Annotated in this window: 19 protein-coding genes and 5 pseudogenes; 15 read left to right on the top strand and 9 right to left on the bottom strand. The window is 67.3% G+C overall.

Annotated elements, in window-relative coordinates; translation table 11 throughout:
* Positions 1-10 precede the first annotated feature (10 nt).
* The gene (locus tag ACFQE0_RS01800) at positions 11-1,078 is read right to left on the bottom strand and encodes a GSCFA domain-containing protein (protein ID WP_378966529.1); all 1,068 of its coding nucleotides are present in this window, start codon (positions 1,076-1,078) and stop codon (positions 11-13) included.
* Positions 1,079-1,147: 69 nt separating this feature from the next.
* On the opposite strand from ACFQE0_RS01800, the pseudogene ACFQE0_RS01805 reads away from it, so the two are divergent.
* Together ACFQE0_RS01805 and ACFQE0_RS01810 are read left to right on the top strand one after the other, a co-directional pair.
* Positions 1,148-1,546: pseudogene (locus ACFQE0_RS01805) on the top strand (WcbI family polysaccharide biosynthesis putative acetyltransferase); the annotation flags it as partial.
* A 71-nt stretch (positions 1,547-1,617) separates the two neighbouring features.
* The gene (locus ACFQE0_RS01810; RefSeq protein ID WP_378975201.1) at positions 1,618-2,082 is read left to right on the top strand and encodes a hypothetical protein; all 465 of its coding nucleotides are present in this window, start codon (positions 1,618-1,620) and stop codon (positions 2,080-2,082) included.
* An 86-nt stretch (positions 2,083-2,168) separates the two neighbouring features.
* Here ACFQE0_RS01810 and ACFQE0_RS01815 read toward each other — a convergent pair whose 3' ends face one another.
* On the bottom strand, positions 2,169-2,564 hold the full coding sequence (locus ACFQE0_RS01815; protein WP_378966531.1) for a response regulator: 396 nt from the start codon (positions 2,562-2,564) through the stop codon (positions 2,169-2,171).
* Between the two features lie 370 nt (positions 2,565-2,934).
* On the opposite strand from ACFQE0_RS01815, the gene pal reads away from it, so the two are divergent.
* From pal to glmM, 6 genes and pseudogenes are all read left to right on the top strand, one after another.
* Positions 2,935-3,444, top strand: coding sequence for a peptidoglycan-associated lipoprotein Pal (pal, locus tag ACFQE0_RS01820; protein WP_378975203.1), 510 nt, complete (start codon positions 2,935-2,937; stop codon positions 3,442-3,444).
* A 119-nt stretch (positions 3,445-3,563) separates the two neighbouring features.
* Entirely contained in the window at positions 3,564-4,544 is a 981-nt protein-coding gene (gene ybgF, locus ACFQE0_RS01825) for a tol-pal system protein YbgF (protein WP_378966534.1), read from the top strand.
* Between the two features lie 65 nt (positions 4,545-4,609).
* Positions 4,610-5,131, top strand: a pseudogene (tilS, locus tag ACFQE0_RS01830) (tRNA lysidine(34) synthetase TilS); the annotation flags it as partial.
* A gap of 537 nt (positions 5,132-5,668) precedes the next feature.
* Positions 5,669-7,590: pseudogene (gene ftsH / locus ACFQE0_RS01835) on the top strand (ATP-dependent zinc metalloprotease FtsH).
* Positions 7,591-7,870: 280 nt separating this feature from the next.
* Entirely contained in the window at positions 7,871-8,614 is a 744-nt protein-coding gene (locus ACFQE0_RS01840) for a sulfite exporter TauE/SafE family protein (RefSeq protein WP_378966536.1), read from the top strand.
* Between the two features lie 132 nt (positions 8,615-8,746).
* Complete coding sequence (gene glmM, locus ACFQE0_RS01845; protein WP_378966538.1) at positions 8,747-10,087, top strand: phosphoglucosamine mutase; 1,341 nt, start codon at positions 8,747-8,749, stop codon at positions 10,085-10,087.
* 19 nt (positions 10,088-10,106) lie between these two features.
* Here the strand turns inward: glmM and ACFQE0_RS01850 are convergent, their stop codons facing one another.
* A complete protein-coding gene (locus ACFQE0_RS01850; RefSeq protein ID WP_378966540.1) occupies positions 10,107-10,439 on the bottom strand; it encodes an MmcQ/YjbR family DNA-binding protein in 333 nt (110 codons plus the stop codon).
* A gap of 207 nt (positions 10,440-10,646) precedes the next feature.
* Between ACFQE0_RS01850 and ACFQE0_RS01855 the strand changes: the two genes are divergently transcribed.
* From ACFQE0_RS01855 to ACFQE0_RS01865, 3 genes are all read left to right on the top strand, one after another.
* The gene (locus ACFQE0_RS01855; protein WP_378966542.1) at positions 10,647-11,531 is read left to right on the top strand and encodes an outer membrane protein; all 885 of its coding nucleotides are present in this window, start codon (positions 10,647-10,649) and stop codon (positions 11,529-11,531) included.
* A 193-nt stretch (positions 11,532-11,724) separates the two neighbouring features.
* Positions 11,725-12,633 (top strand): outer membrane protein, encoded by a 909-nt coding sequence (locus ACFQE0_RS01860; protein ID WP_378966544.1) that lies wholly within the window; start codon positions 11,725-11,727, stop codon positions 12,631-12,633.
* A gap of 16 nt (positions 12,634-12,649) precedes the next feature.
* Complete coding sequence (locus tag ACFQE0_RS01865) at positions 12,650-12,907, top strand: hypothetical protein (protein WP_378966547.1); 258 nt, start codon at positions 12,650-12,652, stop codon at positions 12,905-12,907.
* Here ACFQE0_RS01865 and ACFQE0_RS01870 read toward each other — a convergent pair whose 3' ends face one another.
* Positions 12,908-13,456, bottom strand: a complete 549-nt coding sequence (locus tag ACFQE0_RS01870) for an HNH endonuclease (RefSeq protein WP_378966549.1) — start codon at positions 13,454-13,456, stop codon at positions 12,908-12,910.
* Positions 13,457-14,021: 565 nt separating this feature from the next.
* Here ACFQE0_RS01870 and ACFQE0_RS01875 point away from each other — a divergent pair.
* A pseudogene (locus ACFQE0_RS01875) lies at positions 14,022-16,711 on the top strand (DUF3772 domain-containing protein).
* On the opposite strand, the gene ACFQE0_RS01880 reads toward ACFQE0_RS01875, so the two are convergent.
* Positions 16,708-17,727: a diguanylate cyclase domain-containing protein gene (locus tag ACFQE0_RS01880; RefSeq protein ID WP_378966552.1), complete on the bottom strand. Its 1,020-nt coding sequence runs from the start codon at positions 17,725-17,727 to the stop codon at positions 16,708-16,710. The pseudogene ACFQE0_RS01875 and the gene ACFQE0_RS01880 sit on opposite strands and share 4 nt — an antisense overlap.
* A gap of 190 nt (positions 17,728-17,917) precedes the next feature.
* Here ACFQE0_RS01880 and ACFQE0_RS01885 point away from each other — a divergent pair.
* Positions 17,918-18,381: pseudogene (locus tag ACFQE0_RS01885) on the top strand (CAP domain-containing protein).
* A gap of 301 nt (positions 18,382-18,682) precedes the next feature.
* On the top strand, positions 18,683-20,461 hold the full coding sequence (locus tag ACFQE0_RS01890; protein WP_378966554.1) for a glucan ABC transporter ATP-binding protein/ permease: 1,779 nt from the start codon (positions 18,683-18,685) through the stop codon (positions 20,459-20,461).
* Positions 20,462-20,546: 85 nt separating this feature from the next.
* Here the strand turns inward: ACFQE0_RS01890 and ACFQE0_RS01895 are convergent, their stop codons facing one another.
* The 3 genes from ACFQE0_RS01895 to ACFQE0_RS01905 form a co-directional block, all read right to left on the bottom strand.
* Positions 20,547-20,939, bottom strand: a complete 393-nt coding sequence (locus ACFQE0_RS01895; protein ID WP_378966556.1) for a hypothetical protein — start codon at positions 20,937-20,939, stop codon at positions 20,547-20,549.
* A gap of 119 nt (positions 20,940-21,058) precedes the next feature.
* Positions 21,059-21,562 (bottom strand): DUF192 domain-containing protein, encoded by a 504-nt coding sequence (locus tag ACFQE0_RS01900; RefSeq protein ID WP_378966558.1) that lies wholly within the window; start codon positions 21,560-21,562, stop codon positions 21,059-21,061.
* A gap of 100 nt (positions 21,563-21,662) precedes the next feature.
* The gene (locus ACFQE0_RS01905; RefSeq protein ID WP_378966560.1) at positions 21,663-22,256 is read right to left on the bottom strand and encodes a cold-shock protein; all 594 of its coding nucleotides are present in this window, start codon (positions 22,254-22,256) and stop codon (positions 21,663-21,665) included.
* A gap of 362 nt (positions 22,257-22,618) precedes the next feature.
* Here ACFQE0_RS01905 and ACFQE0_RS01910 point away from each other — a divergent pair, with 362 nt between their 5' ends.
* Positions 22,619-23,563, top strand: coding sequence for a heparan-alpha-glucosaminide N-acetyltransferase (locus ACFQE0_RS01910; RefSeq protein ID WP_378975205.1), 945 nt, complete (start codon positions 22,619-22,621; stop codon positions 23,561-23,563).
* Between the two features lie 21 nt (positions 23,564-23,584).
* Here ACFQE0_RS01910 and efp read toward each other — a convergent pair whose 3' ends face one another.
* Positions 23,585-24,151: an elongation factor P gene (gene efp, locus ACFQE0_RS01915; protein ID WP_378966563.1), complete on the bottom strand. Its 567-nt coding sequence runs from the start codon at positions 24,149-24,151 to the stop codon at positions 23,585-23,587.
* Positions 24,152-24,180 lie beyond the last annotated feature (29 nt).

Genomic DNA, 24,180 nt, shown 5'->3' on the forward strand with positions numbered 1-24,180 from the left:
CGGTGGCCAATCATGCCACGCTGCGCTCGATTTCCTCCTCGTCGCAGATCACGCCCGCATTGCCCTCGAACTCGGCGGCGAGGTCGACCGGCGCCTGCAACGGGGAAGCCGAGACCCTGTCCTTGGCGAAGGTGGCGAGGAACAGCCGCATCACGTGGCGCACGCCCGCATCGTTGATGGTGCGCTGGTCATCGTTGTAGTAGCGCCCGGCATTCACGTTACTGGTGACGATGTCGTAGGCGGGGAAATACACTGCTCGCGGATCGTTGCGGGCCACGACCTCCCCCGCCGCCACGCGTAGGACCGACTTGGAGTAGCTATTGGACTCCATGACGTGCCGGTCCATGTAGGTCGCGATCATCGGCACGGGCGACACCGTGAAGATCACCCGTGCCTTTGGATTGACGCTCCACAGGCGGTCGAGGAACCCGTTCAGGTCGGCCAGCACCTCGGCAGCGCCTGCATTCACGCACTCGTACAGGTTTGGATCGAAGGTGCCCCCGGCCACGCCCGGCGCGAGCGGCAAGGCCGCCCCATCCGCGCGCCAACGCCAGCCCTCGGTGAGGCCGAGGGTCAGGACGAATACGTCGAGGGTCTCGAACAGGTGGCGCACGGCGGCGAGATGCGCGTCGCGGGCCGCCACGACTTCGGCCTCGCTCGCATAGCCCTGCGGCTCGACGGTGGGACGGAACGGATCGACATAGCGCCCGTCGTCGCGCAGCCACGCCTTCAGTTCCGGATCGAATTGGCCGTAGGCGCGGTCGAACAGCTGCACGAACTGGCGCGTATAGTAGAGGTTGCCGTAGCGAGCCGAGAAGGTGCCGAACTGCCGGGCATTGGCCTCGGCCTCGCCCATGCCGGGCAGGGGCGGCTCGGTCAGGTAGTAGTTGAAGCCCGCGCCGCGTACGGCTTCCGCGACCCTCTGCGCGAAACAGGAGCCGCCCGTGGCGACCTTGTCGGTCGGGGCGATGACGAAGGCGCCCTTCGGGTGCGGATTGACAGCAAAGGGCGGGACGTTCGTCACAACCTTGCGCCAGAATCTCTCGGCCGGTAGACCCGTATAAGGATTACTCGACATCCTCGAACCCTTCTCGCCGCTGAGGCGGGTTATGCTCCAGCCGCCCTCCGCTCAAGCCAAGCGCGCCACGTGGCCCTGACCGATCTGCCCCGGCGGGCGCGCCATGCCCTCTCCCTCTCCGCTCCTTCCTGGGCGACAGCGTGGCGGAACAGGTCGCGTGAGGAGCAGGCGCGAACCGGCCCCTCCATCGCCATCATCGGGAATTGCCAGGCGAGGGCATTGGCCCAGGCCCTGCGCCTGCTCGCGCCGCAGAGCCCCGTCCGGTACCTCTCCATGGGCACGCTGAAGCGCGATCACGGGTCTCTCGATGCCCTCGCCCGCCTGCTGCATGGGCATGACCACGTTTATTCGCAGGCCTTCCCGGGCGGGCTGATCCCCGGCGGCGGCAGCGCGCAGTTGGCGCAGGCCGAGCCGCGCCTGAAACTCGTTCCGGCCCTCGTCTTCTCGGCCTTCCACCCGGACATGGTCTATGCGGGAGCGGCCTCGGACCTCGCCGCCCTGAAGCTCGCGCCCTCCCCCTCGGGCAATATCACTCGGCCATCGTCCTCACGGCCCATCGGCTCGGGCTCGATGCCGAGCGCACGGTCTCTCTGTTCCGGGAAGACGTGTTCGCCCGGCTTGGCTATCTCGACCGCTGGGAGCCGGCGGTTCGGGAATTGTCGGCGGCCGCCGAGCAGGCCGGTTTTTCCCTCGACCGCGAGCTCGACGCGCTGGGCGCGGCGCGGCGCCTTCATGCACCTGATGAACCACCCGAAGGCGTTCGTGATGGGCGACATCGCCAAGCGAATGTTGCGCGAGGCGGGCATCGAACCCGCGCCAGTCGAGGTCGAGGATTACCTCGCCGACGAACTCATCCACGATGTGGTCTGGCCGATCTATCCGCCGGTCGCCGCGCAATTCGGACTGCCGGGATCCTACCTGTTCAAGGCGAAGGCGCGGGCCGGGTCTTTCCCGGTCCTCTACGATCTGCCGGGCTTCGTCGGGGCGAGCTATGCGCTCTATGACGGGTCCAGCGCAGCGAACCGGCATTGCCCCCGCGTCGAGGCGTGGCTGGCCGCACCCGAGATCGTAGCCCTGTTTCGAGGTTGATTCAGACCGCCGCCTGTAGGGGCGGAGGCGCGAAGCCCACCGCCATGGCCCGCACCGCCGCATCGACCTCGCGGATTTGGAACGGCTTGCGCAGGAACAGGCTGCCCGGCACCCCGTAACGGGGGCTCATCGTATCGGCTGAGGTGTAGACCACCGGCCCCTCGGGTTTGATCGTGCGGAACGCCCCCGCCACCGTCCAGCCGTCGATGAGGCCGGGGAGGTGGATGTCGGTGAGCAACGAATCGATCTCGCCGCCCCGCCTGCGAAGCAGGGTCAGAGCGGCCTCGCCGGTAGAGGCTTCCAGAACGCGGATGCCCTGCGCCTCGCATAGGCTCGCTACGATCTCCAGGAGGAGATAGCTGTCCTCGACGATGAGGACGCATTGAGCGCGGGGCATGACGGGCGCACCGGTGAACGGGACGATTCAGATTCGGACCGCCCGATTAAGAAGCGCTTAATCATGTGCGGGGCTTTCCCCGCACGCCGGGCCTGTGTCATTCCGGTCACGTCACGCCTGGAAAGAGAGCAGCCCGCCCTTGGGCGCCGCGCCTCGGCCGTATTCGCGGCGCTTCAGCAGGGAACGGGTGCGTCCCCGCACGCCGCACGGCAGCAGATCGGCCGATGCAGCAATCCCGGCGCCCCGCTGAACCCTGGCTTAACCATCGTAGCCTTAATGGGACGCAGGCAATCGGCCGCGGCCCCGCCTCGAAGACCCAAGCCGGCCTTCGGCACCGCGCGAGGAGTTCTTGTATACGATGTCCGCGATCATGACCCGGCGCCTGCGCGCCGCCGCCCTCGGTTTCTCCGTCATCGCCGCCCTCGGCCTCGGCGCGTGCAGCAAGGATAGCGACCTCGCCGACGCCTCGGCCTACGGCGCCGGAGGCGCCGGAGGCGGCGCTTCGACCCCCGGAAGCGCCCAGGACTTCGTGGTGAATGTCGGCGACCGGGTGTTCTTCGAATCCGACTCGACTGACCTGTCGCCCACGGCCACCGCCACCCTCGACAAGCAGGCCGCGTGGCTGCAGCGCTACCCGCGCTACACATTCATCATCGAAGGCCATGCCGATGAGCGCGGCACCCGCGAGTACAATTTCTCCCTCGGCGCTCGCCGCGCCCAGTCGGTGTTCGACTATCTGAGCACCCGCGGCATCGCCTCCGGCCGGATGCGGACCGTCTCCTACGGCAAGGAGCGCCCCGTGGCCGTGTGCAACGATATCTCCTGCTGGTCGCAGAATCGTCGCGCCGTCATCGTGCTCGACAGGGGTGCGGGCGCCTAATCACGCGCACGGCCGTCTTTTTGCCGCGGACGGGGGTTCTGATACGGGGCTCCCCGCCGTATGTCGCCGCCGATGCGGCTCCGGGAGCCGCGTTGTCCCAGACCGCAAGCCCGAGCCCCATGATCGCCCGTCTTCGCTCCCGCCTCCTCGCCGCAACCTTCATTCTTCCGGCGCTCATCGCCCCGGTAGCGGCGCAGGACGTCGATGTCTCGGAACTCGTCGTCCGGCTCGGACGGCTAGAGAGCCAGTCCCGCACCATGTCGGGGCAGATCGAGAACCTCCAATACGAGAACCGCCAGCTCAAAGAGCAGCTGCGCAAGTTCCAGGAAGACGTGGAGTACCGCCTGAACGAATCGAAAGGCGGCAAGCCCTCGTCCGGTGGCGGCGCTTCCACCCCCGCGCAGGGCCCCGTCAACGGCGGAAATCCCGGTGCCAACCCGCCGCGCTCACAGAAGCGCAGCGACGCGTTCGATCCGTCCCAGAACCCCTCCGCGCCGGGCGCGCCGATGCAGCTCGGCACCACCGAGCCGTCTGCGCCGCTGCCGCAGCGCCAGACCGCCGAGGCGGCTCCCCTCCCCCGTGGTGCCATCGACGACGAGGGCGAAGCGGGTGGCTACGACGAGCCCGTCGACCTGAACCCGCCTCGCCGTACCGGGGCTATCCCGTCCGTGGCGCCGCGCCCCAGCGAGAGCGTCGCCGCCACCGGCACGCCGGATGCGGGCGCCGATTACGATGCTGCCGTGGAGCTGTTCCGCGCCCGTCAGTACGAGCAGGCGGAGATGGGTCTGCGCCAGTTCCTGCAATCGCACCCCCGCGATGCCCGCGTGCCCGGTGCGACCTACTGGCTAGGTGAGAGCTATCTCGCCCGGGGCCGCACCCGCGAGGCGGCCGAGCAGTTTCTGAAGGTTTCGACCGACTACGCCCGCTCGGCCCAGGCGCCGGAGGCGATGCTGAAGCTCAGCGTGTCTCTGAACGCGCTCGGCGCCAAGGAGCAGGCCTGCGCCACACTCGCGGAGCTGGAGCGCAAGTTCCCGAATGCCGGGACCGGCGTGCGCCAGGGCGTGACCCGCGAGCAGAAGCGCGCCCGCTGCACGGCGTGACCGGACCGGACGATCCGGTTCTCGATGCGCTCCGCCCCTGGCTGAAGCCGGGCGGGGCGAGCAAAGTGCTCCTGGCCGTCTCGGGCGGCCCCGATTCGACCGCGTTGATGCACGCCGCCGCGGCCCTGCGGCCGGAAATTCCCCTGCTCGTCGCCACGATCGACCACGACTTGCGGCCGGACGCAGCCGCCGAGGCCGAGGCCGTCGGGCGCGCCGCCCACGCGCTGGGCCTGCCCCATGAGGTGCTGCGCTGGCGCAGCGACAAGCCGAGGACCGGCCTTCAGGACGCCGCCCGCGCAGCCCGCTACCGCCTCCTCGCGGATCATGCCGCTGAAGCGGGCGCCGATCTCGTTCTCACGGCCCATACCCGCGACGATCAAGCCGAGACGGTCCTGATGCGCCTCGCCGCAGGCAGCGCGCTTGCCGGATTGGCGGGGATGCGTCCCGAGCGGCCTCTCGCATCCGGACTGCGCCTCGGGCGGCCCTACCTCGGCCTCGACAAAACGACCCTGATCGAATGGTGCGAGGCCCGCGGCATTCCGTTCGTGCGGGATCCGTCGAACACGAATCCTCTCTTCGCCCGCGCGCGCCTCCGCGCGGTAGCGAAGGCCCTGGCCGCCGAGGGCCTGACGAGCAGCCGGCTCGCGCGCCTTGCCGAGCGGGCTGCCCGCGACGAAGCGGCTCTGCAACAGGCGGCCCGGTGCGCCTTGCTCGATTTACGGCTGCCCGCGCCGGAAGGGGCGACGCGCCTCGACGGCCTTCGCCTGCGCGACCTGCCGGAGGCCATTGCCCTACGCTGCGTCGATCTGGCGATCGAGGGCGCAGGGGGATCGGGTCACCGGCTCGAACGGCTTGAAGCCCTCGTCTTCGCCCATCTCCTGCCGGCTCTGCGGGCGGGGACGACGATGCGGCGGACCCTCGCGGGGCTTGTGATCGGCGCCGATGCGCGCGGAATTCTGATTTTTTCCCCTGCGCCCCCACGGAAGAATGCCGGGCCTGCGTCACCCACGACCGGCTTACTTGGCAACGGGGACCCCCCGCCTACATTGGCGATGCGTGATCGGACAGGCTGGCGCTGTTGCGCGAAGGCCATCTGGGGGACCGCGCGCGCCAAGGATCGATCGATGAACCCGAATTTCCGCAACTTCGCCTTGTGGGTCGTCATCTTCCTGCTTGTGCTCGCCCTCGTCACGCTGTTCCAGAATCCTGGGCATCGGGGCGGCGGCAGCGAGATCGCTTACAGCCAGCTGTTGAACGATGCCGATGCAGGCAAGATCCAGTCGGTGGTGATCTCCGGGCAGGATGTGTCCGGGACCTACGTGGGTGGCGGCAACTTCACCAGTTACGCGCCCAACGACCCGAGCCTCGTGTCCAAGCTTCAGGGCAAGGGCGTCCAGATCACTGCCCGTCCGCCGTCCGACAACACGCCGTGGTTCATCCAGCTTCTCGTGAGCTGGCTGCCTATCCTCGTGTTCATCGGCGCTTGGATCTTCCTGTCGCGCCAGATGCAGTCCGGCGCGGGCCGGGCCATGGGCTTCGGCAAGTCGAAGGCCAAGCTCCTGAACGAGGCGCATGGGCGCGTCTCCTTCGAGGACGTGGCGGGCGTCGAAGAGGCCAAGGAGGATCTGCAGGAAATCGTGGAGTTCCTCCGCGACCCGCAGAAGTTCCAGCGGCTCGGTGGCCGTATCCCGCGCGGCGTGCTGCTCGTCGGCCCGCCCGGCACGGGTAAGACCCTCATCGCCCGCGCCGTCGCGGGTGAGGCCAACGTGCCGTTCTTCACCATCTCCGGCTCGGACTTCGTGGAGATGTTCGTGGGCGTCGGCGCCAGCCGCGTGCGCGACATGTTCGAGCAGGCGAAGAAGAACGCGCCCTGCATCATCTTCATCGATGAGATCGACGCGGTCGGCCGCCATCGCGGCGCCGGCCTCGGCGGCGGTAACGACGAGCGCGAGCAGACCCTGAACCAGCTCCTCGTGGAGATGGACGGGTTCGAGGCTAACGAGGGCGTGATCATCATCGCGGCCACCAACCGCCCCGACGTGCTCGATCCCGCCCTGCTGCGTCCGGGCCGGTTCGACCGCCAGATCATGGTGCCGAACCCCGACGTCACCGGCCGCGAGCGCATCCTGCGTGTCCACGTCCGCAAGGTGCCGCTGGCCCCCGATGTCGACCTCAAGACCATCGCCCGCGGCACACCCGGCTTCTCGGGCGCGGACCTGATGAACCTCGTCAACGAATCGGCCCTGCTCGCCGCCCGTCGCGGCAAGCGGATTGTGACCATGCACGAGTTCGAGGATGCGAAGGACAAGGTGATGATGGGCGCCGAGCGGCGCACCCTCGTCATGACCGAGGACGAGAAGCGGCTCACCGCCTACCACGAGGGCGGCCACGCCATCGTCGCCCTCAACGTCCCGGCCACCGACCCGGTGCACAAGGCCACGATCATCCCGCGCGGCCGGGCTCTCGGCATGGTCATGCAGCTGCCCGAGCGCGACAAGCTGTCGATGTCGTTCGAGCAGATGACCTCGCGCCTGGCGATCATGATGGGTGGTCGCGTCGCCGAGGAAATGATCTTCGGCCACGACAAGGTGACCTCCGGCGCCCAGTCGGACATCGAGCAGGCGACCCGCCTCGCGAAGATGATGGTGACGCGCTGGGGCTTCTCGCCCGGCTCGGCACCGTGGCTTACGGCGACAACAACGACGAGGTCTTCCTCGGCATGTCGATGGGGCGCCAGCAATCGGTGTCGGAATCGACCGCGCAGAAGATCGACGCCGAGGTGCGCCGTCTGGTCGAAGCCGGTCTTGTCGATGCCCGGCGGATCCTCGCCGAGCGGAAGGACGACCTCGAATCGTTGGCTCAGGGCCTTCTCGAATACGAGACGCTGAGCGGCGAGGAAATCCGCAACCTCATCAAGGGCCAGCCCCCGGTCCGCGACGGTGGCGATACGCCCTCGACGCCGGCCCGGCCGTCCTCCGTCCCCTCCGCAGGTCGTGGACGGCCGAAGGAGAGCGACGGCGGAATGGAGCCTCAGCCGCAGGTTTGATCTCTACAGCATTGACGTGATCAGGGGCGCCGCGAGGCGCCCCTTTCTTTGCGCGCCCTCCGCCCTCCCCGTTCGTGAGAGTGCAGCGAAGCAATTCAGGGCGGCGGGCCATTCCGGGACGGGCGCATCCCTGGATTGTTTCGCTGCGCTCGCACTGACGGTGGGCGTGCAGGATCTGTGACAACCTTCGCCATTTGTCCGCCCGGCCGATCGTAAAGCTTGGCCGTATGGTCCTGGGGCGTCGCAAGGTTCTCCGATCGACCTCACCATGTCGCGCGGAATGACCTCCACCATCGCCATCGTCCTCCTCGGGGCCGTCACGGCAGGCTTCGTCCAGGGTCTGTCCGGCTTCGCCTTCGGCCTCGTCGCCATGTCCTTTTGGGCCTGGGTGATCGATCCGAAGCTCGCGGCGGTGCTGGCGGTAGCAGGTGCCTTCACCGGGCAGGTCGTGGCTGCCTTTTCGGTGCGGCGGGGATTCGACCGTGCCACCTTGGCCCCGTTCCTCCTCGGCGGCCTCGCGGGCATTCCGATCGGCGTCGGCCTCTTGCCCCATCTCGACATGGCGCTGTTCAAGGCGCTCCTGGGCCTGCTTCTCGTCCTGTGGTGCCCCGCGATGCTGCTGGCGAAGGATCTGCCGCGCATCACCATCGGCGGGCGGCCAGCGGATGCCCTGGTAGGGCTCTGCGGCGGCATCCTGAGCGGGTTCGGGGGTTTTACCGGCACGCTCCCCACCCTGTGGTGCACCCTGCGCGGCTACGAACGCGATACGCAGCGGGCGGTGATCCAGAACTTCAATCTGTCGATGCTGGCGGTCACCCTGACGAGCTACATCGTCACTGGCCTTCTGACGCGGGAAGCGCTGCCGATGCTGGCCATCGTCCTGCCGAGCATGCTGGTGCCGTCCTTCCTCGGCACCCGCCTCTATCTCGGCATCAGCGAGGCGACATTTCGCAGGCTGGTGCTGATCCTGCTGACCGCCTCGGGCCTGACGCTCCTCGGCTCGGCCATTACCCGGTGGGTCTGACGGGGCTCGCCCCATTTCGACCGCCTTTGTCGCGGAGCACCCGATTCACCACGCTATCGCCCGAAGCTCGGCCGATGCGCGAGTTCTGCTATGATGGCCGGGTGTGCCCCGGCGGGCGCCGGAGACGCGACGTTGCGCAAGTATTTCGGGACCGACGGCATCCGTGGCCGCGCCAACGGCATCATCACGCCGGAGCTCGCGCTCAAGGTCGGGCAGGCGGCAGGTCTCGTCTTCCAACGTGGCGACCATCGTCATCGGGTGGTGATCGGCAAGGATACCCGGCTTTCGGGCTACATGATCGAGACCGCCCTCGTCGCTGGCTTTACCTCGGTCGGCATGGACGTGCTGCTGCTCGGCCCCGTCCCGACCCCGGCCGTGGCCATGCTCACCCGTTCCATGCGCGCCGATATCGGCGTGATGATCTCGGCCTCGCACAACCCGTTCGAGGATAACGGCATCAAGCTGTTCGGCCCGGATGGCTTCAAGCTTAACGACGAGGTCGAGCGCGAGATCGAGGCGCTGATCGATGCAGAGCTGCACACCAAGCTCGCGGGCTCGTCCGACCTCGGCCGGGCGAAGCGGATCGAATCCGTCCATGCCCGCTATGTCGAATTCGCCAAGCGCACGCTGCCCCGTTCCGTGACTCTGGAGGGTTTGCGAGTAGTGGTCGATTGCGCCAATGGCGCCGCCTACCGCGTTGCCCCCGAGACCCTGTGGGAACTCGGCGCCGAGGTGATCAGCATCGGCGTCGAGCCGGATGGCTTCAACATCAATCGTGATGTCGGCTCGACCGCGCCGACCGCCCTGGTGGACATGGTGCGCGAGCGCCGGGCCGATATCGGCATCGCCCTCGACGGTGACGCCGACCGGGTGCTCATCGTGGATGAAAAGGGCCAGGTTGTGGATGGCGACCAGTTGATGGCCGCTATCGCCCGCTCCTGGCAGGAGGACGGGCGTCTCACCCAGCCGGGCGTGGTCGCCACCATCATGTCGAATCTCGGCCTGGAACGCTTCCTCGGCGGCCTGGGGCTCAACCTCGCCCGTACGGCGGTGGGCGACCGCTACGTGCTCGAGCATATGCGCGAGCACGGCTACAATCTCGGCGGCGAGCAATCCGGCCACATCATCATGTCGGATTACACCACCACGGGGGATGGTCTCGTCGCGGCCCTGCAATTGCTCAGCGTCGTCCAGCGCAGCGGGAAGCCGGTGAGCGAGGTGTGTCACTGCTTCGATCCGCTGCCGCAGATCCTCAAGAATGTCCGCTACCGCTCCGGCGAGCCCCTGCGGCAGGACAGCGTCGTGACGGCGATCGAGCAGGCCCGCGGGCGGCTCGGCCAGTCCGGCCGCCTTGTCATTCGCCCGTCCGGCACGGAACCGGTGATCCGTGTGATGGCCGAGGGCGATGACCGCAGCCTCGTGGCGGAAGTCGTGGACGAGGTGGTCGAGGCCGTAGCCAAGGCCGCCGCCTGAGCGAAGCCCGGCAGGGGCGCTATTCGTAGAGCGAGACGAGGTCGCTCGGCGCGGTGACGCGCCACGCCGCGAGCAGCGCCTCGCGCAGGGTTTCCTCCTCGCAATCGGGCAGATCGAGATTGGTCCATCCCCTCCGGCCCCACGAGCCGTCGAGGGGCTGGAACAGGTCGGGCTCGGCCTCGCAAAAGGCATCCTGCGCCTCCGGCGTCAGGCGCAGCACCAGTCTGTCCTCCTCGATCCAGAGCGTCGCGAGCACCCGGCCGCCGACCCGGAAATCGGGATTGCCGCGATGGGCGCCCTCGATGACGTCGGGCAGCAGGCGCGCCAAAGCCCGCACATCGTCTCCATTCATCGCCTCTCCTCGTCCGACAATGGTTCTCCCTCATCCGCATCGCCTTCCGAGATCTTAACGGCTCGGAAAGACTTCACGCACCGCGCGAATCCTTGATCAGGGATAAAATTTAACGTTAAGCTCGGTTTAAGGTCTTTCAGGCACCTTCACGAATGTCTCACGGCCGGCGAGCAGTTTCCGGCGCACGATACGAGTGAAGGAACCCTTATGGCCCGCTCCAAGCTTCATGCTGTGGTGCGCGTCGCGACGCTCGTGGCGAGCGTCGGCGCACCCTGCCTCGCCCTCGCTGCAGATCTCCTGCCGCCGCCCCCGCCGCCGCCCATGCCGCCGCCGGTCGAGTTCGCGGGCGGTTGGTACCTGCGTGGCGATGTCGGCGCGAGCATCTATACCGCGCCGAAGTACAGCGTGAACGACATTCCCGGCACGGTCTTCTTCGGTGAAGCGCAGTCCGGCGGGCTCTTCGCGGGCGTCGGTGTCGGCTACCAGTTCAACAACTTCTTCCGCGCGGATGTGACGGGCGAGTACCGCACCGCCTCCCTGCGTCTGTCGAGCTACAATGACTTCGGCACCGGCATCAACAACGACATCACGGGCCGCAACTTCAACTTGACCAGCGGCCACTACGATGCGGCCGTGGTGCTGGCCAACGCCTATTTCGACCTCGGCACGTGGTACGGCATCACGCCGTTCGTCGGCGGTGGCGCGGGTGTGGCGTTCAACAACTTCTCGGGCTTTACCGACAGCGGCATCACGAACTTCACCTACCCCTTCCGCTTTAACCAGCCGACCTCGCCGGGCTTCTTCAAGACGAAGTCGACCGAGAGCTTCGCCTGGGCGCTCCATGCCGGTCTCGCCTACGACGTGACCCCGAACTTCAAGGTCGAACTGGCCTACCGTTACCTGAACCTCGGCCGTGGCCAGACCGGTGCGCTGACCTGCCTCGACGTGTCCTCGCCGCCCTGCACCACGGTGCTGAAGGCGAAGAACATCGAGGCGCACGATATCAAGCTCGGCCTGCGCTACATGATCGGCACCGCCTTCGTGCCGCCGCTGCCGCCGCTCATGCCCGAGCCGCTGGTGACGAAGTACTGATCCACCCGACTTACAGGGTTCGGACGGCGCGGGTTTCCCGCGCCGTTCGCGTTTTTGCGCTCGCGTTGATTGGGTTGTTTTCAACTCAGGACACCTCAAGATTGACGACCTCAACGCTCGATTAAGGTTACTGCTGTACACAAGTGGAGTGGCGTGAAGACTCATCTGCTTCGCAGCCCCGAGGATTGTTGGGATGCGTAAGGTCTTGATTTCGCTGTTCGCCATGGGCGCAGCTGGAGCGGCACAGGCCGCCGATCTCGATTACGATTACCTCCGCGGCGCCGATTACGACCCGCCGCCCTCCGCGACGATCGACTGGAGCGGCTTTTACATCGGCGGTCACGGTGGCTGGACCTCGAACAGCCTCGGCTACGGCAACACCGCCCGTCCGATCGTGGCGAGCTACCTGCGCCAGACCGTGATCGAGAACGAGCTGGGTGTCTCGTCTCTGCTCTCGACGCCCACGAGCAAGCGCGTGAACGGGACGTCCTTCGGCGCCTATGCCGGTTATAATGTTCAGTACGACGATATCGTGCTCGGTATCGAAGCCGATTACACCCATTTCGGCCGTGCCGGCAGCGTCTCCGACCAGATCGGGCGCACGATGGTGACGAGCAACGGCTACTTCAACACCGTCAACCTCGCCTCGAACTCATCGACCAAGGTCACGGACTACGCATCGCTTCGCGCGCGGGTCGGTTATGCCTTCGGCAACTTCATGCCTTACGTCACGGGCGGCGTCGCCATCGGCTCGGCCCAGGTGACGGACAAGGTCAGCATCCAGGTCGCAGGCTACGATCAGACCACCTACAGGGCCAATCTCGCTCAGGGCGCGGGCGGCACGCCCGCCTTCGTCAACAACTACGGTTACAGTTCCTTCAATCAGGCCAACCCGGGCGCGGGCATCCTCGCGGCTCCCTACATTTTCAACCGCACGAAGACGAAAACCGTGGCGGGTGTCGCGGCAGGTGCGGGTATCGAATACGCGATCACGCCCAACATCCTGCTGCGTGCCGAGTATCAGTACGTGCTGTTCGACGCGTTCGAGGGCCACAAGGCCAACCTGAACACCATCCGCGGCGGCGCGGCGATCAAGTTCTGAGCCTGGAGGCTGCGCCATGACACAGGGTTCGTGGGCGTTCCGCCTGCCGCTCGTCGCGATCCTGCTCTGTGGTGGGTTCTTGCCCGCCACCGCGCGCGACGACGCCTTCTCCGATGCGCCTCCGCGCCGGGTCTATCTCAAGCGACACTACGCCCCGCGCGTCTACGGACCGCCCCCGGCCATCGTGAGCGGCTACCTGCCCCGCAATAACGGCGTGCCGATGTACAACGAACCGCCGGGCCTGCGCGCGCCCTACGGCTATTACGGCCGCTGATCAGCTCTCCAGCTCGCTGTCCCAGTAGAGATAGTCGAGCCAGGTGTGGTGATACTGGCGGTGGTCGAATTCCGGCTGACGGTGGTGCAACTCGTACCGCGTCGGCCGACGCGGCTCGTTCATCAGCGGCATTTCGGCCTCGTCCGGGGTGCGGTTCGCCTTGCGGAGGTTGCAGGGCGAGCAGGCCGCGACGACGTTCTCCCAACTCGACAGGCCGCCCCGCGAGCGCGGCACGACGTGGTCGAAGGTCAGGCCGCCCGAGGGCAGGCGCAGGCCGCAATATTGGCAGGCGAAGCCATCCCGCAGATAGATGTTGTAGCGGGTGAAGGCCGGGCTTCGCGCCAGCGCCACGTAGTTCTTCAAGGCCACAACGCTCGGGACCCGCAGCGACCGCGACGGTGAGCGCGCCTCGACGTCGTAGCTGGCGACCAGGGTGACGCGGTCGAGGAACAGAGCCGTGAAGGCATCCTTCCAGGACCAGAGAGACAACGGATTATACGAGAGCGGCCGATAATCCGCGTTCAGGACGAGAGTTTGAAGGTCCATCATCGGCACGACTCGCTCACGGCTATCTCTGGCGCGTCCAGCGCGCGGGAAGTGTCCCGCGCCCCGCCCATCCCCCGCGCTCGCGGCCGGAAACGGGCGGAGAGCGCCGTCGGGATGCTGCTGCCAAGCAGATCCCGGCGCACGCCTCGCGCGGTGTCGAAAGAAGGGTGAGGTGGTGCAACAGGGCCGGGTACCGGCGCGAAGGCGCGCCGGGGCTGGCACTCGGATACGGTACGCGGCCGGGCCGGGGCGTCACTGCCGCTGGCCGCGCCCCTTCGCTAAATGACGAAAAGGCCCTGTCCATAAGGCGTTCATCTAAGCTCACCGTGACAGCCTTGTGAAGCTTTTCGTGTCCGGTCGCAGGGACGCACCCACACCTCAGTCAATCCCGCAAGTCGCCCCCGCGTTCGCCTCACTGCAGAGGTACGGGGGTTGGGTCACGCACGCTTTGGCCTTATTCCTCTGGCGAAACGGCGGCCCCGCGCGGTCCGCCCGCCGCGACTCGCCCGCGAATCGCCGGACGCCCGCTGCCCAGGCGGCCCCCGGCCACCCGTCGAGAGGTTTGCTCATGCTGTTTTCGCCAGTGCGCGTGTCCACGCCGCACGGCCCGCGCCGGCTCCCCGCCACGCCGCTCGCGTTTCTGGCCACCCTCATGGTGGCTTTGTGCCTTGCCTCCCCCCTTGCCTCTCCCCTCCCCGCTTCGGCCCAGGAGCCCGCCGCGCCGCCGCCGGCCGCTCCGGCCAAACCCGATCAGGCCAAGCCTGAGCAAGCCAAGCCCGAGCAAGCCAAGCCGGCCGAAGGAAAGCCGGGGGAGGCGAAACCCGCGCCCAAGCCTCCCATCGTGCTGCCGGAGCCGCCGAAGGAGTTCAAGGAGGTCCGCGCCAAGCTCGATCAGGCCAAGGCTCAGCTCGACAAGGACGAGAAGGAACTCGCCAATCCCGACCTGAGCGCCGTCGACCTCACCCGCATCCGCGATGCGGTGCAGACGGTGAGCGACGAAGTCCGCGATATCGTCGGGCGCCTCGATGACCCGCTCGCTTCGGCGAAGGAGCGTCTCACCTGCTCGGCGCCAAGCCGAAGGATGGCGAGGAAAGCGCCGACGTTGCCCAGCAGCGCGCCGAGCGCGAGGCCGCCGTCAACCGCATCGACGAGACCCAGCGCCTCGCTCGCTCCCTCGTGGTGCAAGGCGACCAGATCATCGACCGCGTGTCGAACCGGCGCCGGGCATCCTTCGCCAAGGACCTGTTCAACCGGACCCAGCCGCTCCTCAGCCCGAGTCTCTGGACGAAGGTGATGGCGGACATTCCCCGCGACACGCGCTCTCTCCAGAGTGCTTTCTCGGATATCGGCCTGCTGTTCTCGCGCAACGGCAGCATCGGCAACCTGCTGGTGCTGGGACTCGCCTTCGGCATCTCGGTCGCCCTGTATTTCGGGCGGCGCAACATCGCCCCCCGGGCGGCGCGGCGCGACGAGGGCAAGACGGAGCCGTCCCGCCGGGCGATGCTGCTCGGGGCGTGGCGCGTCATCCTCGTCGGCACGGTTCCGGCGGTCGCCGGGTCCTACGCGGTCTACTACGCGCTGGACGAGACCAACCTGCTGCCGTCCCGCCTGCTTCCCGTGGCGGGAATGATCCTGTGGGGGCTCGCCTTCATCGCGGCCGTCGAGGCCCTGTGCGACGGGTTGCTCAGTCCGGACAAGCCGAACTGGCGCCCCGCTCCGGTCAGCGATTCCGCCGCGACACGGCTCAAGCTCCTGGCGGTCGGCATCGCCACCATTGCGGTGGTGGTGAAGTCGGTTGAGGCGCTGAACTCCGGTATTTCGGCCGCCCTGCCGATCTCCATCGCCACGAGGGGTATCGGCGCCCTGGCGACCGCCCTCATCCTCGCCATCGGCCTGCACCGGTTCGCGGATACCGAGGACGAGGAAGAGGCCTGCTTCGGCCCCTACGTGCCGACCAAGACGACGACCGGCATCGGCGGTCCCGCGCGGCTGCTCGGCTGGATCGCGGTGGCGGTGATCGGCTTCGCTGCGCTGGGCGGATACGTGGCGCTCGCGACCTTCCTCATCGACCAGATGATCTGGACGGCGAGCGTCCTCGTGCTGCTCTACCTGCTGGTGCAGAGCGTCGAGACGTTCCTCGGCAAGGCGCTGACGGACGGGAGCCGCCTCGCCACGGCGCTCCAGGCCAATACCGGCCTGCGCAAGCGGTCTCTCAACCAGATCTCGGTGCTGGGGACCGGTGCCGCCCGCGTCGTTCTGATCCTGCTGGCGGCCTTGCTGATCCTGGCGCCCTGGGGGCTCGATTCGACCGACATCGTGTCCTCGATGCGCTCGGCCTTCTTCGGCTTCCAGGTCGGCGGCGTGACGATCTCGCTATCCTCGATCGTGCTGGGGATCGGCGTCCTGGCGATCGGCGTGATCATCACGCGCGCGATCCAAAGGTGGCTCGACCAGACCTATCTGCCCGCCACGGACCTCGATGCGGGCCTCCGCAATTCGATCTCGACGGTCGCGGGGTATTGCGGCTTCCTGCTCTCGCTGGCGCTCGCCTTCTCGTATCTCGGCTTGAGCCTCGAGAAGATCACCATCGTGGCCGGTGCCTTGTCGGTCGGTATCGGTTTCGGTCTCCAATCCATCGTCAACAACTTCGTCTCGGGCCTGCTGCTCCTGTGGGAGCGGCCGATCCGCGTGGGCGATCAGGTGGTGATCGGCGACTCGGAGGGCATCGTGAAGCGGATTTCGGTGCGCTCCACGGAGATCCAGACCTTCGACCGCTCGGCGGTCATCGTGCCGAACTCCAACCTCATCTCCGGCATCGTGAAGAACCGGGTGCGCGGCGACAGGACGGGGCGGCTTTCTCTCCTCGTCAACGTGCTGCGCAATCAGGATCCGGTGAAGGCGGCCGAACTCATCACGGGCTGTGCCGACGCGCATCCCAACGTCGTGCGTGATCCGCCGCCCCGCGTCGTGTTCCGCAAGATCGGCGACACCTTCCTCGAATTCGAGCTGCTCGCCTGGATCAGCGACGTGTCGCTCGGACTCAAGGTGCAGACGGACCTGAACTTCGCGGTGTTCAAGACGCTGACGGAAGCCGGTCTGATCCCGCCCCTTGGGCCCGGCTCCAGCGTCGTCACCATACAGGGTCTCGATGGGATGCAGGACGCGATGGGCGAGATCGCGAAAACCTTCGTCCGCCCGAACCCGGATGCCGCCAAAGGGCCTCAGGCCCCGGCCACGCCCCAGACCGCGCCGCTCTAACCGCCGGAGCGGCGGGCCGCCGCAGCGCGGAGCTTTTCGTCACCTTCCGGGTCGTCGATCAGCGCCGCGTTGCGGCCCGTCTTCTTGACCGCGTAGAGCGCGGCGTCGGCCCGTGAGAAGAGATCGTGATGCGAGCCCTTGCCTGCACGCGCGATGCCGACCGAGGCGCCTACCTTCAGCGTGAGCCCGCCATGGGGGAACGGGCGAGCGAGGCCTGCGACGATGGCCGCGCCGAGGGTGCTCAGGGCCGATGTCTCGACCGGAGCGGGCATGAGTACGGCGAATTCGTCACCGCCGAGGCGCGCGACGAGGTCGGCGCCCGCACAGATCTGTGCCAGCCTCGCCCCGGCTCGTTTGAGACACGCATCGCCCGCCGCGTGGCCGTGCTCGTCGTTGATGGCCTTGAACCCGTCGAGGTCGATGAGGATGAGCGCCCCCGGAGCCACACGCCCATCGGCCTCCGGCTCGCGGAAGCGGCGCTCGAAGGCCCGGCGGTTCGGCAGCCCGGTCAACGCGTCGAGATCGGCGCTACGCTGCAATTCGGCGAGGCGGACGATATCCATCGTCACATCCTGATGCGTCCCGAACAGGCGGACCGGAACGCCGTCGCGCATCTCGATGCCCGCCCGCGACCGCAGCCAGCGCCGCTCGCCGCGCGGCGTTACGATTTCCGTATCGATGGCGAAACCCGCGCCCCTGGCGATGGCACGGGCACGCAGAGCCTCGAGCAACCGCCGCGACGCGTCGTCGTACATGTCGAGGATGCGTGGGCGGTGAAGGCGTGTCCCGCGCGCCAGACCGAACACGTCGAAGCTGTTGCCGGACCAATCCAGGGCGTCGTCCCTCAATCGGCACGACCACAGACCCGCGCCGCCCGGCAGGTCGGCCTGCCTGATGATGCGATCCTGGCGTTTCAGGAGCGCGGCTTGCGCGCGGATGATCGCGGACTGGATGGCCAGCCGCGCTACCGCGCCTTCGCCTGCCTCGGGATGCGGGATGCCGGCTGGCCCTGACATCTCACCGTGCTCATCTGGAGTCGGCTGACCGTGCCGTATCCCGGTAAACGTTCGATCAACCACGGACCCCGATGCGAAGTCGTAACGCCACGCCTATATGCGGCCTGCTGGTGCAAGACAGTCGATCGAGGCGAATGTGAGCGAACGGCGGGGACGGAGAGCGGGACAGGGATACGGATTCGTTGCCGCGTTGACGGTCACGGCCCTCCTCGGCGCCTGCGCCGCGAACACGCCGGTGACGAACGCGGTCCCCACGCTCTACCTGCCGCTCGCGTCGAACACGGCGCAAGTCGATACTGCAACGGCGCGGGACATGATCTCGTCCTACCGGCGCAATCACGGCACGGGCCCGCTCGCCCTCGACCCGGAGTTGCAGAAACTCGCCGAGACCGAGGTGGCCGCCATGGCCGCTGCCGACCGTCCGAGCCAAGCGCAGACGGTGAAGTCGGCCGTGACGCGTCTCGGCTACGAGGACGTGAACGCGAACCTCTCCGCCGGATATCACACCCTCGCCGAAGCCTTCTCCGGCTGGCGCGAAAGCCCCCGCACAATGCGACCATGCTGGCGCCCAAGGCGACCAAGATGGGCATCGCCACCGCCTACGCGCCGGGGTCCAAGTACAAGGTGTACTGGGCACTACTCACGGCACGCTGAAGCGACGCTGCCGAACAGTCCGACGCGGGTGCCAAATCCCTGGCACGACTAGACGCGGCGTTCGGCCCCCTCCGTGATAGGAAATGTGGCACACCCGGTGGCCAGCGTTAGGCCGGCAGACTGAACGAACCGTAAAAGTCGCAGGGATCCTGTCACATTGCGTCATCGCCCGTTCAGCCGAGACCGGGCATAAGCCCCTCGTCACATGGGGCATTGCCCCCGCAAGCGGGCGCACCCCGCTGATGGCATTGGGGGACGGTTCCCGCCCGATCAGGGCCGGGTCCGTCGGCGGAGCGGTAAGATGGTTCGTCTTTACGGACGGGTTCTCGGTTTTCTGAAGGCAGAGCGGGGTCTGGCGACTTCGCTTGCTGTTGCCAACGTGCTGTTGGCTGTGGCGGCCTTCGCTGAACCGCTGTTGATGGGCCGGATCATTGACGGGCTCACGCATCTGAAGCGTGGCGGCAACGCCATGTCTCAGATGCTCCCGCTGATTCTGGCCTGGGTTGGTTTCGGTTTCTTTACCATCGGCGCGGGCGTCTTCATTGCCCTACATGCCGACCGCCTGTCTCACCGCAACCGCCTGTCCAGCATGGCGGCCTATTTCGAGCACGTGCTCGATCTGCCCCTGGCCTTCCATTCGGCCAACCATTCCGGCCGCGTCCTGAAGGCGATGCTGGAGGGCACGAACGGCATGGCGTGGCTGTGGCTCGGCTTCTTCCGCGACCACTTGGTGGCCCTCGTCTCCCTCGGCGTGCTCCTGCCGATGACTCTGTTCATCAACTGGCAGCTTGGCTCGATCCTCGTGGTGTTGGTGCTCGCCTTCACGGCGCTCACCACCTTCGTGATGCGCCGGACCGAGACCCTTCAGGGTCAGGTCGAGCACTTCAATTCGGGTCTCGCCGCTCACGCCTCCGATGCGCTCGGCAACGTCGCCGTCATCCAGTCCTTCACCCGCGCCAAGGCGGAGAAGGACGCGATGCGCGACATCATCGCCAAGCTGCTTGCTGCGCAGATCCCGGTCCTGTCTTGGTGGGCACTCGCGAATGTCGCGACCCGCGCCTCGGCCACGATCACCATGACCGCAATCTTCGTGACCGGCATCTCGCTCTATCAGGCGGGCACCACCACCGTGGGTGAGGTCGTGGCCTTCATGAGCCTCGCCACCGCCTTCGTCTCGCGCCTCGACCACGTCGTTGGTTTCGTGAACGGCCTGTTCCAGCAGGCGCCGAAGATCGCCGAGTTCTTCGCGATCTACGACACGGTCCCCGCCGTGGCCGACCGGCCGCATGCCAAGCAGGTCGCCCGTTTTGAGGGTGAGGTCACCTTCGACGACGTGACTTTCTCCTACGACGGCCGCCGTCAGGCGCTGGACGGTGTGTCCCTCTCGGCCAAGCCGGGCGAGACCATCGCCCTGGTCGGCACCACGGGCTCGGGCAAGTCGACCACCCTCGGCCTGCTTCACCGCAGCTTCGACCCGGCCTCCGGCGCGATCCGCATCGATGGCCTGGACGTGCGGGACGTCGCCCTCTCGTCGCTGCGCCACAACATCGGCGTGGTCTTCCAAGAACCGATGCTGTTCGCCCGCTCGATCCGCGAGAATCTTCAGGTCGGCCGTCCGGACGCGACCGATGCCGAGATGCTGGAGGCTCTGGACCGCGCACAGGCCGGCGAGTTCATGGCCCGCCAAGCTGACGGTCTCGACACGGTGATCGGCGAACGCGGCCGGTCCTTGTCGGGCGGCGAGCGTCAGCGCCTCTCGATCGCCCGCGCCCTGCTGAAGAACCCGCCGATCCTCATCCTCGACGAGGCGACCTCGGCCCTCGACGCCGCGACCGAGCGCAAGCTTCAGGGTGCCCTGGAAGCGGTGATGGAAGGCCGGACGACCTTCGTGATCGCCCACCGCCTCGCCACCATCCGCGATGCCGACCGGATCCTCGTGTTCCACGAAGGCCGGATCGTGGAGAGCGGCACCTTCGACGCCCTGGTGGCCCAGAACGGCCGCTTCGCCGACCTCGCCCGCGCCCAGTTCATGGCAGCGCAGGCCGACGACGCCGAGAGCGGCCTCGCCCTCGCGGCTTAATGCTCGCCAAACAAATAGAAGGCCCCGGTGATCCAGCGATCACCGGGGCCTTCGTCGCTTCATCGCAGGCGAGGACGGGTCTGTCTCACACCGCCGCGTAGCGCCGGGATGCTACCCGAACCGGAAGAGCAACAGGCGCCTCGCGTGGGCGAAGGACGTCGGCGAGGGAAACGAAGCCATCGGCCGCGCGCTCGTCCGAAGCACGCAGACCGAAGCCAAGAGCGAAGGAGCGAGTGAGGTCGCCGTCCCGCTCGATGCCGAACCGGTCGAGGGCGGTGAGGAACGCCTCCCGAAACAGGCTCGGGCGGCACCACGACTTTTCGGCCATCTGCAACGGCCAATCCCACAGGCGCTCGGCCCGGCGCGAGGCGACAGAGCCGCGGGCGATGAAATAGCCCGTCCCATGATGCTCTAGCCCGTCCTCTTGGACAGACCATTCGGCGTTACGGAAGAGTTCGACGGAAGCCGCTTCGCTCATCGGGAAGGCCCCAGGTGTTAATGGAACGTTCCACGAACACTGGACCGGAACAACGGAGACGTCAAGCACTCGTTCCCGAAGTGTTCGCGTCCGTCCCTAGGGGCTGCCGGTGTCGCCTCTCAGCGCTTGCTGAACATCGGATGCTCGACCCGATCACCCGGCTTTATGCCGAGGCGTGCCGCCGTTCCGGCATTGAGCTCGAGCACAGCCAGCACAGGGCCGTTCGAGGGGATGATGGCCGTCGACAGCGGCTCCGTATCCGCAGCGACGCGCGAAACCGTCCCGTCCGGCCGGATGAACACCATGTCGAGGGGCAAATAGGTGTTCTTCATCCACATGGTGACCGGCTCGTTGCGTTCGAAGTCGAACAGCATGCCGTGGTCGGGAGCCATGTGGCGGCGGAACATGAGGCCCCGGCTGCGCCCGGCATCGTCGCGCATCACTTCCACCGAGAAGCGGCGCGGGCCGCCCTGGGTGGCGATGGTCAGCGGCTCAGTCGGAACCGGAGCCGCCTTCACCACGGTCTGTGCGGACGCCGCGCCGAGGCAGAGGGGCGCGAGCCCGATACCCACCGCCGAGAGGAGACAGGCCACGGTGCGTGCGGATCGTGAAACGCTGGTCAAGGGTCGAGCCTCACGCGGATCGGGCCGTCGCGGCCCGAGGACACCCCGTCATAGCCCGTCGAAGCCGGGAGCGCGACGCGTCGGCCGGTCACGATTCGTCTCAATGAGACGAGGGCGGACCACCTTCGACCAGCCGCACCTCGGCCGCCATCACACCCTTCGAGCCGTCGCCGTAGCGCACGAGCACCGCCTCGCCCGGCTTCAACTCGGCGATGCCGTAGCGGCGCAGCGTCTCCATGTGAACGAAGATGTCCGGCGTGCCATCACCCCGGGTGAGAAAGCCGAAGCCACGCAGGCGGTTGAACCACTTCACCACCGCCGTCTCCAGCCCGCTCGTCGGCGTCACGGTCACGTGTGTGCGCGGCATCGGCAGTTCGGACGGATGCAGGGCCGCCGTCTGGTCGAGCGAAATCACCCGGAATGCCTGCCAACCGCGAGGCTTCTGCACCGCCTCCACGACGATGCGCGCACCCTCGCTCGCCGCCTGGAACCCATCCCGGCGCAGACAGGTGACGTGCAGAAGCACGTCGGCGGAGCCGTCATCGGGGACGATGAAGCCGAACCCCTTGGCCACGTCGAACCATTTCACGCGGCCAGCCACCTCGACGAGGTGCAGCGGCTCCTCGGCGCGTTCGGCCACCTGCCCCTCGGGCAGCTGGGGGATCTCCGGCCCGGATCCGCGTTCGTCAGACATGGCCGAAACTACCTACACTGAATCGCGGTGCGCGTTCACGAGATAAGATTAACGAAGTCCTGAATCGCTGGAAGCCCATTTGGCCAGCAACGGCGCCCGTCCGCGTTGCAATCTTGGCCGGGGCGGCGCGCCCGCAACAGTTTTAAGGGTTCGGTAAGGACCGACTCCAGCCCCTGCGACACTTATGCAATCATAGATTGCGATGCGAAGGCGGATGAAGACACGTCATCGGTGCGAATGCGACTTCCGGTATGAGCGTCCAGCGGTCACGAGAGGGTGAAAGCTATAGCGGTGGCGGGCCGCTCATGGTTTGAGCGGCGCATGGCTTCACCCTCCATCCCCAGCCCCCGGACGCGCGGCGACTGCCCGTTATCGACGGGGCCCGCGCCATCGCTCTCCTTGCCATGGCTTGTTTCCACGGCCTGTGGGATCTCGGAAATGTGCGGCTGACGCCGGAGAACTATGCCGCCACCCCCATCGGCAAGCACGCGGCCGAGGGGATCGCGGGTTCGTTCCTGATCCTCGTCGGCGTGGGGCTGGTTCTGATGAACGGGCGGGGCGTCCGCCTTCGCCCGACCCTGATGCGACTGGCGAGGATCGCCGCAGGCGCGCTCGCGGTGACAGTCGCCACCTATGTGGTGTTCCCGGATTCCTTCGTGTTTTTCGGCATCCTTCACTGCATCGCCGTGGCGAGCGTGCTGGGGCTGCCGTTCCTGTTCCTGCCCTGGCCGGTCACGCTCGTGGCCGCTGCCCTCGTGCTGGCGGCGCCCCTTCTGGTGCAGGCCGATTGGCTCGATTCCCCGGCCCTGTGGTTCCTCGGCCTTGGCCGGATCACCCCGCGCACCAATGATTACGTGCCGCTCTTTCCGTGGTTCGGGCTCGTGCTGACGGGCATCGTCCTGGGGAGGCTCGGCCTGCCGATCCTGGCCCGGTCGCTTCTCGGCCGGTGGGAGCCGAGTGGCAAGCTCGGCAGGGTCGCGACCTTCGCGGGACGGCATAGCCTCGCGGTCTATCTCATCCACCAGCCGGTGCTGTTCGGCCTCGCCTTCCTGCTGGCGCAGGCCCTGGGGCCGAACCCGAGAGCGGGGCTCAAGGCGTTCCGGGCGGATTATCTCGCCATGTGCACGCGTGGCGGCGGCGAGGCGGCCCCCTGCCGGATCGCGGCGCGCTGCACCGGCGAAGCGCTCTTGCGCGAGGATCTGTTCCGGGAAGACGGGCGCCCCTACTCAGTGGAGGAGCGCGCCCGTGCGCAGGCCCTATCGCGGGGCTGCTACGATGCCGCAGAAGGCGGCAGCGACCCGCGCTGAGGCGGGCCGCCCGGCGAAGGATCAGTCCTTCGCGCGCTCGACGTAGGCGCCGTCGGCGGTCATCACGACGATGCGGGTGCCGGCGGCGATGTGCGGCGGCACGGTGGTGCGCACGCCGTTTGAGAGCGTGGCCGGCTTGTAGGAGGACGAAGCGGTCTGGCCCTTGAGCACCGGCTCGGTCTCGGCGACCTCCAGCACGACGCGCTGGGGCAGCTCGATGGTCAGCGGCACGCCGTTATGGACCGACAGCATCACCGCCATGCCTTCCTGAAGGTAGGGAGCGGCATCGCCCACCACGTCTTCCGGCACCGCGATCTGCTCGTAGTTCTCGGGGTTCATGAAGTGGAACCCCTCGCCGTCGCTGTAGAGGAAAGTGTGCTCGCGATCCTCCACGAAGGCCCGCTCCACCTGCTCGGTGGTGCGGTAGCGCTCGGAGACCTTCACGCCGTCGGTGATGCGGCGCATGTCGAGCTGCGTGACCGGCGTACCCTTGCCAGGGTGGATGTTCTCCGCGAACAGGATCACATACAGCTTGCCGTCCTTTTCGACGACGTTGCCCTTGCGGAGCGTCGAGGCGATCACCTTCACGGAAATGGTCCTAAATTGACGAGGTTCTG

The sequence above is a fragment of the Methylobacterium komagatae genome (assembly GCF_042661665.1).
GTDB lineage: Bacteria > Pseudomonadota > Alphaproteobacteria > Rhizobiales > Beijerinckiaceae > Methylobacterium > Methylobacterium komagatae.

Bases quoted from the DNA above. Each gene is read 5' to 3' on its own strand.
- ACFQE0_RS01800 (WP_378966529.1), bottom strand. From the start codon at position 1,078: ATGTCGAGTAATCCTTATACGGGTCTACCGGCCGAGAGATTCTGGCGC.
- ACFQE0_RS01815 (WP_378966531.1), bottom strand. From the start codon at position 2,564: ATGCCCCGCGCTCAATGCGTCCTCATCGTCGAGGACAGCTATCTCCTC.
- pal (WP_378975203.1), top strand. From the start codon at position 2,935: ATGACCCGGCGCCTGCGCGCCGCCGCCCTCGGTTTCTCCGTCATCGCC.
- ybgF (WP_378966534.1), top strand. From the start codon at position 3,564: ATGATCGCCCGTCTTCGCTCCCGCCTCCTCGCCGCAACCTTCATTCTT.
- ACFQE0_RS01840 (WP_378966536.1), top strand. From the start codon at position 7,871: ATGACCTCCACCATCGCCATCGTCCTCCTCGGGGCCGTCACGGCAGGC.
- ACFQE0_RS01850 (WP_378966540.1), bottom strand. From the start codon at position 10,439: ATGAATGGAGACGATGTGCGGGCTTTGGCGCGCCTGCTGCCCGACGTC.
- ACFQE0_RS01855 (WP_378966542.1), top strand. From the start codon at position 10,647: ATGGCCCGCTCCAAGCTTCATGCTGTGGTGCGCGTCGCGACGCTCGTG.
- ACFQE0_RS01860 (WP_378966544.1), top strand. From the start codon at position 11,725: ATGCGTAAGGTCTTGATTTCGCTGTTCGCCATGGGCGCAGCTGGAGCG.
- ACFQE0_RS01865 (WP_378966547.1), top strand. From the start codon at position 12,650: ATGACACAGGGTTCGTGGGCGTTCCGCCTGCCGCTCGTCGCGATCCTG.
- ACFQE0_RS01870 (WP_378966549.1), bottom strand. From the start codon at position 13,456: ATGATGGACCTTCAAACTCTCGTCCTGAACGCGGATTATCGGCCGCTC.
- ACFQE0_RS01880 (WP_378966552.1), bottom strand. From the start codon at position 17,727: ATGTCAGGGCCAGCCGGCATCCCGCATCCCGAGGCAGGCGAAGGCGCG.
- ACFQE0_RS01890 (WP_378966554.1), top strand. From the start codon at position 18,683: ATGGTTCGTCTTTACGGACGGGTTCTCGGTTTTCTGAAGGCAGAGCGG.
- ACFQE0_RS01895 (WP_378966556.1), bottom strand. From the start codon at position 20,939: ATGAGCGAAGCGGCTTCCGTCGAACTCTTCCGTAACGCCGAATGGTCT.
- ACFQE0_RS01905 (WP_378966560.1), bottom strand. From the start codon at position 22,256: ATGTCTGACGAACGCGGATCCGGGCCGGAGATCCCCCAGCTGCCCGAG.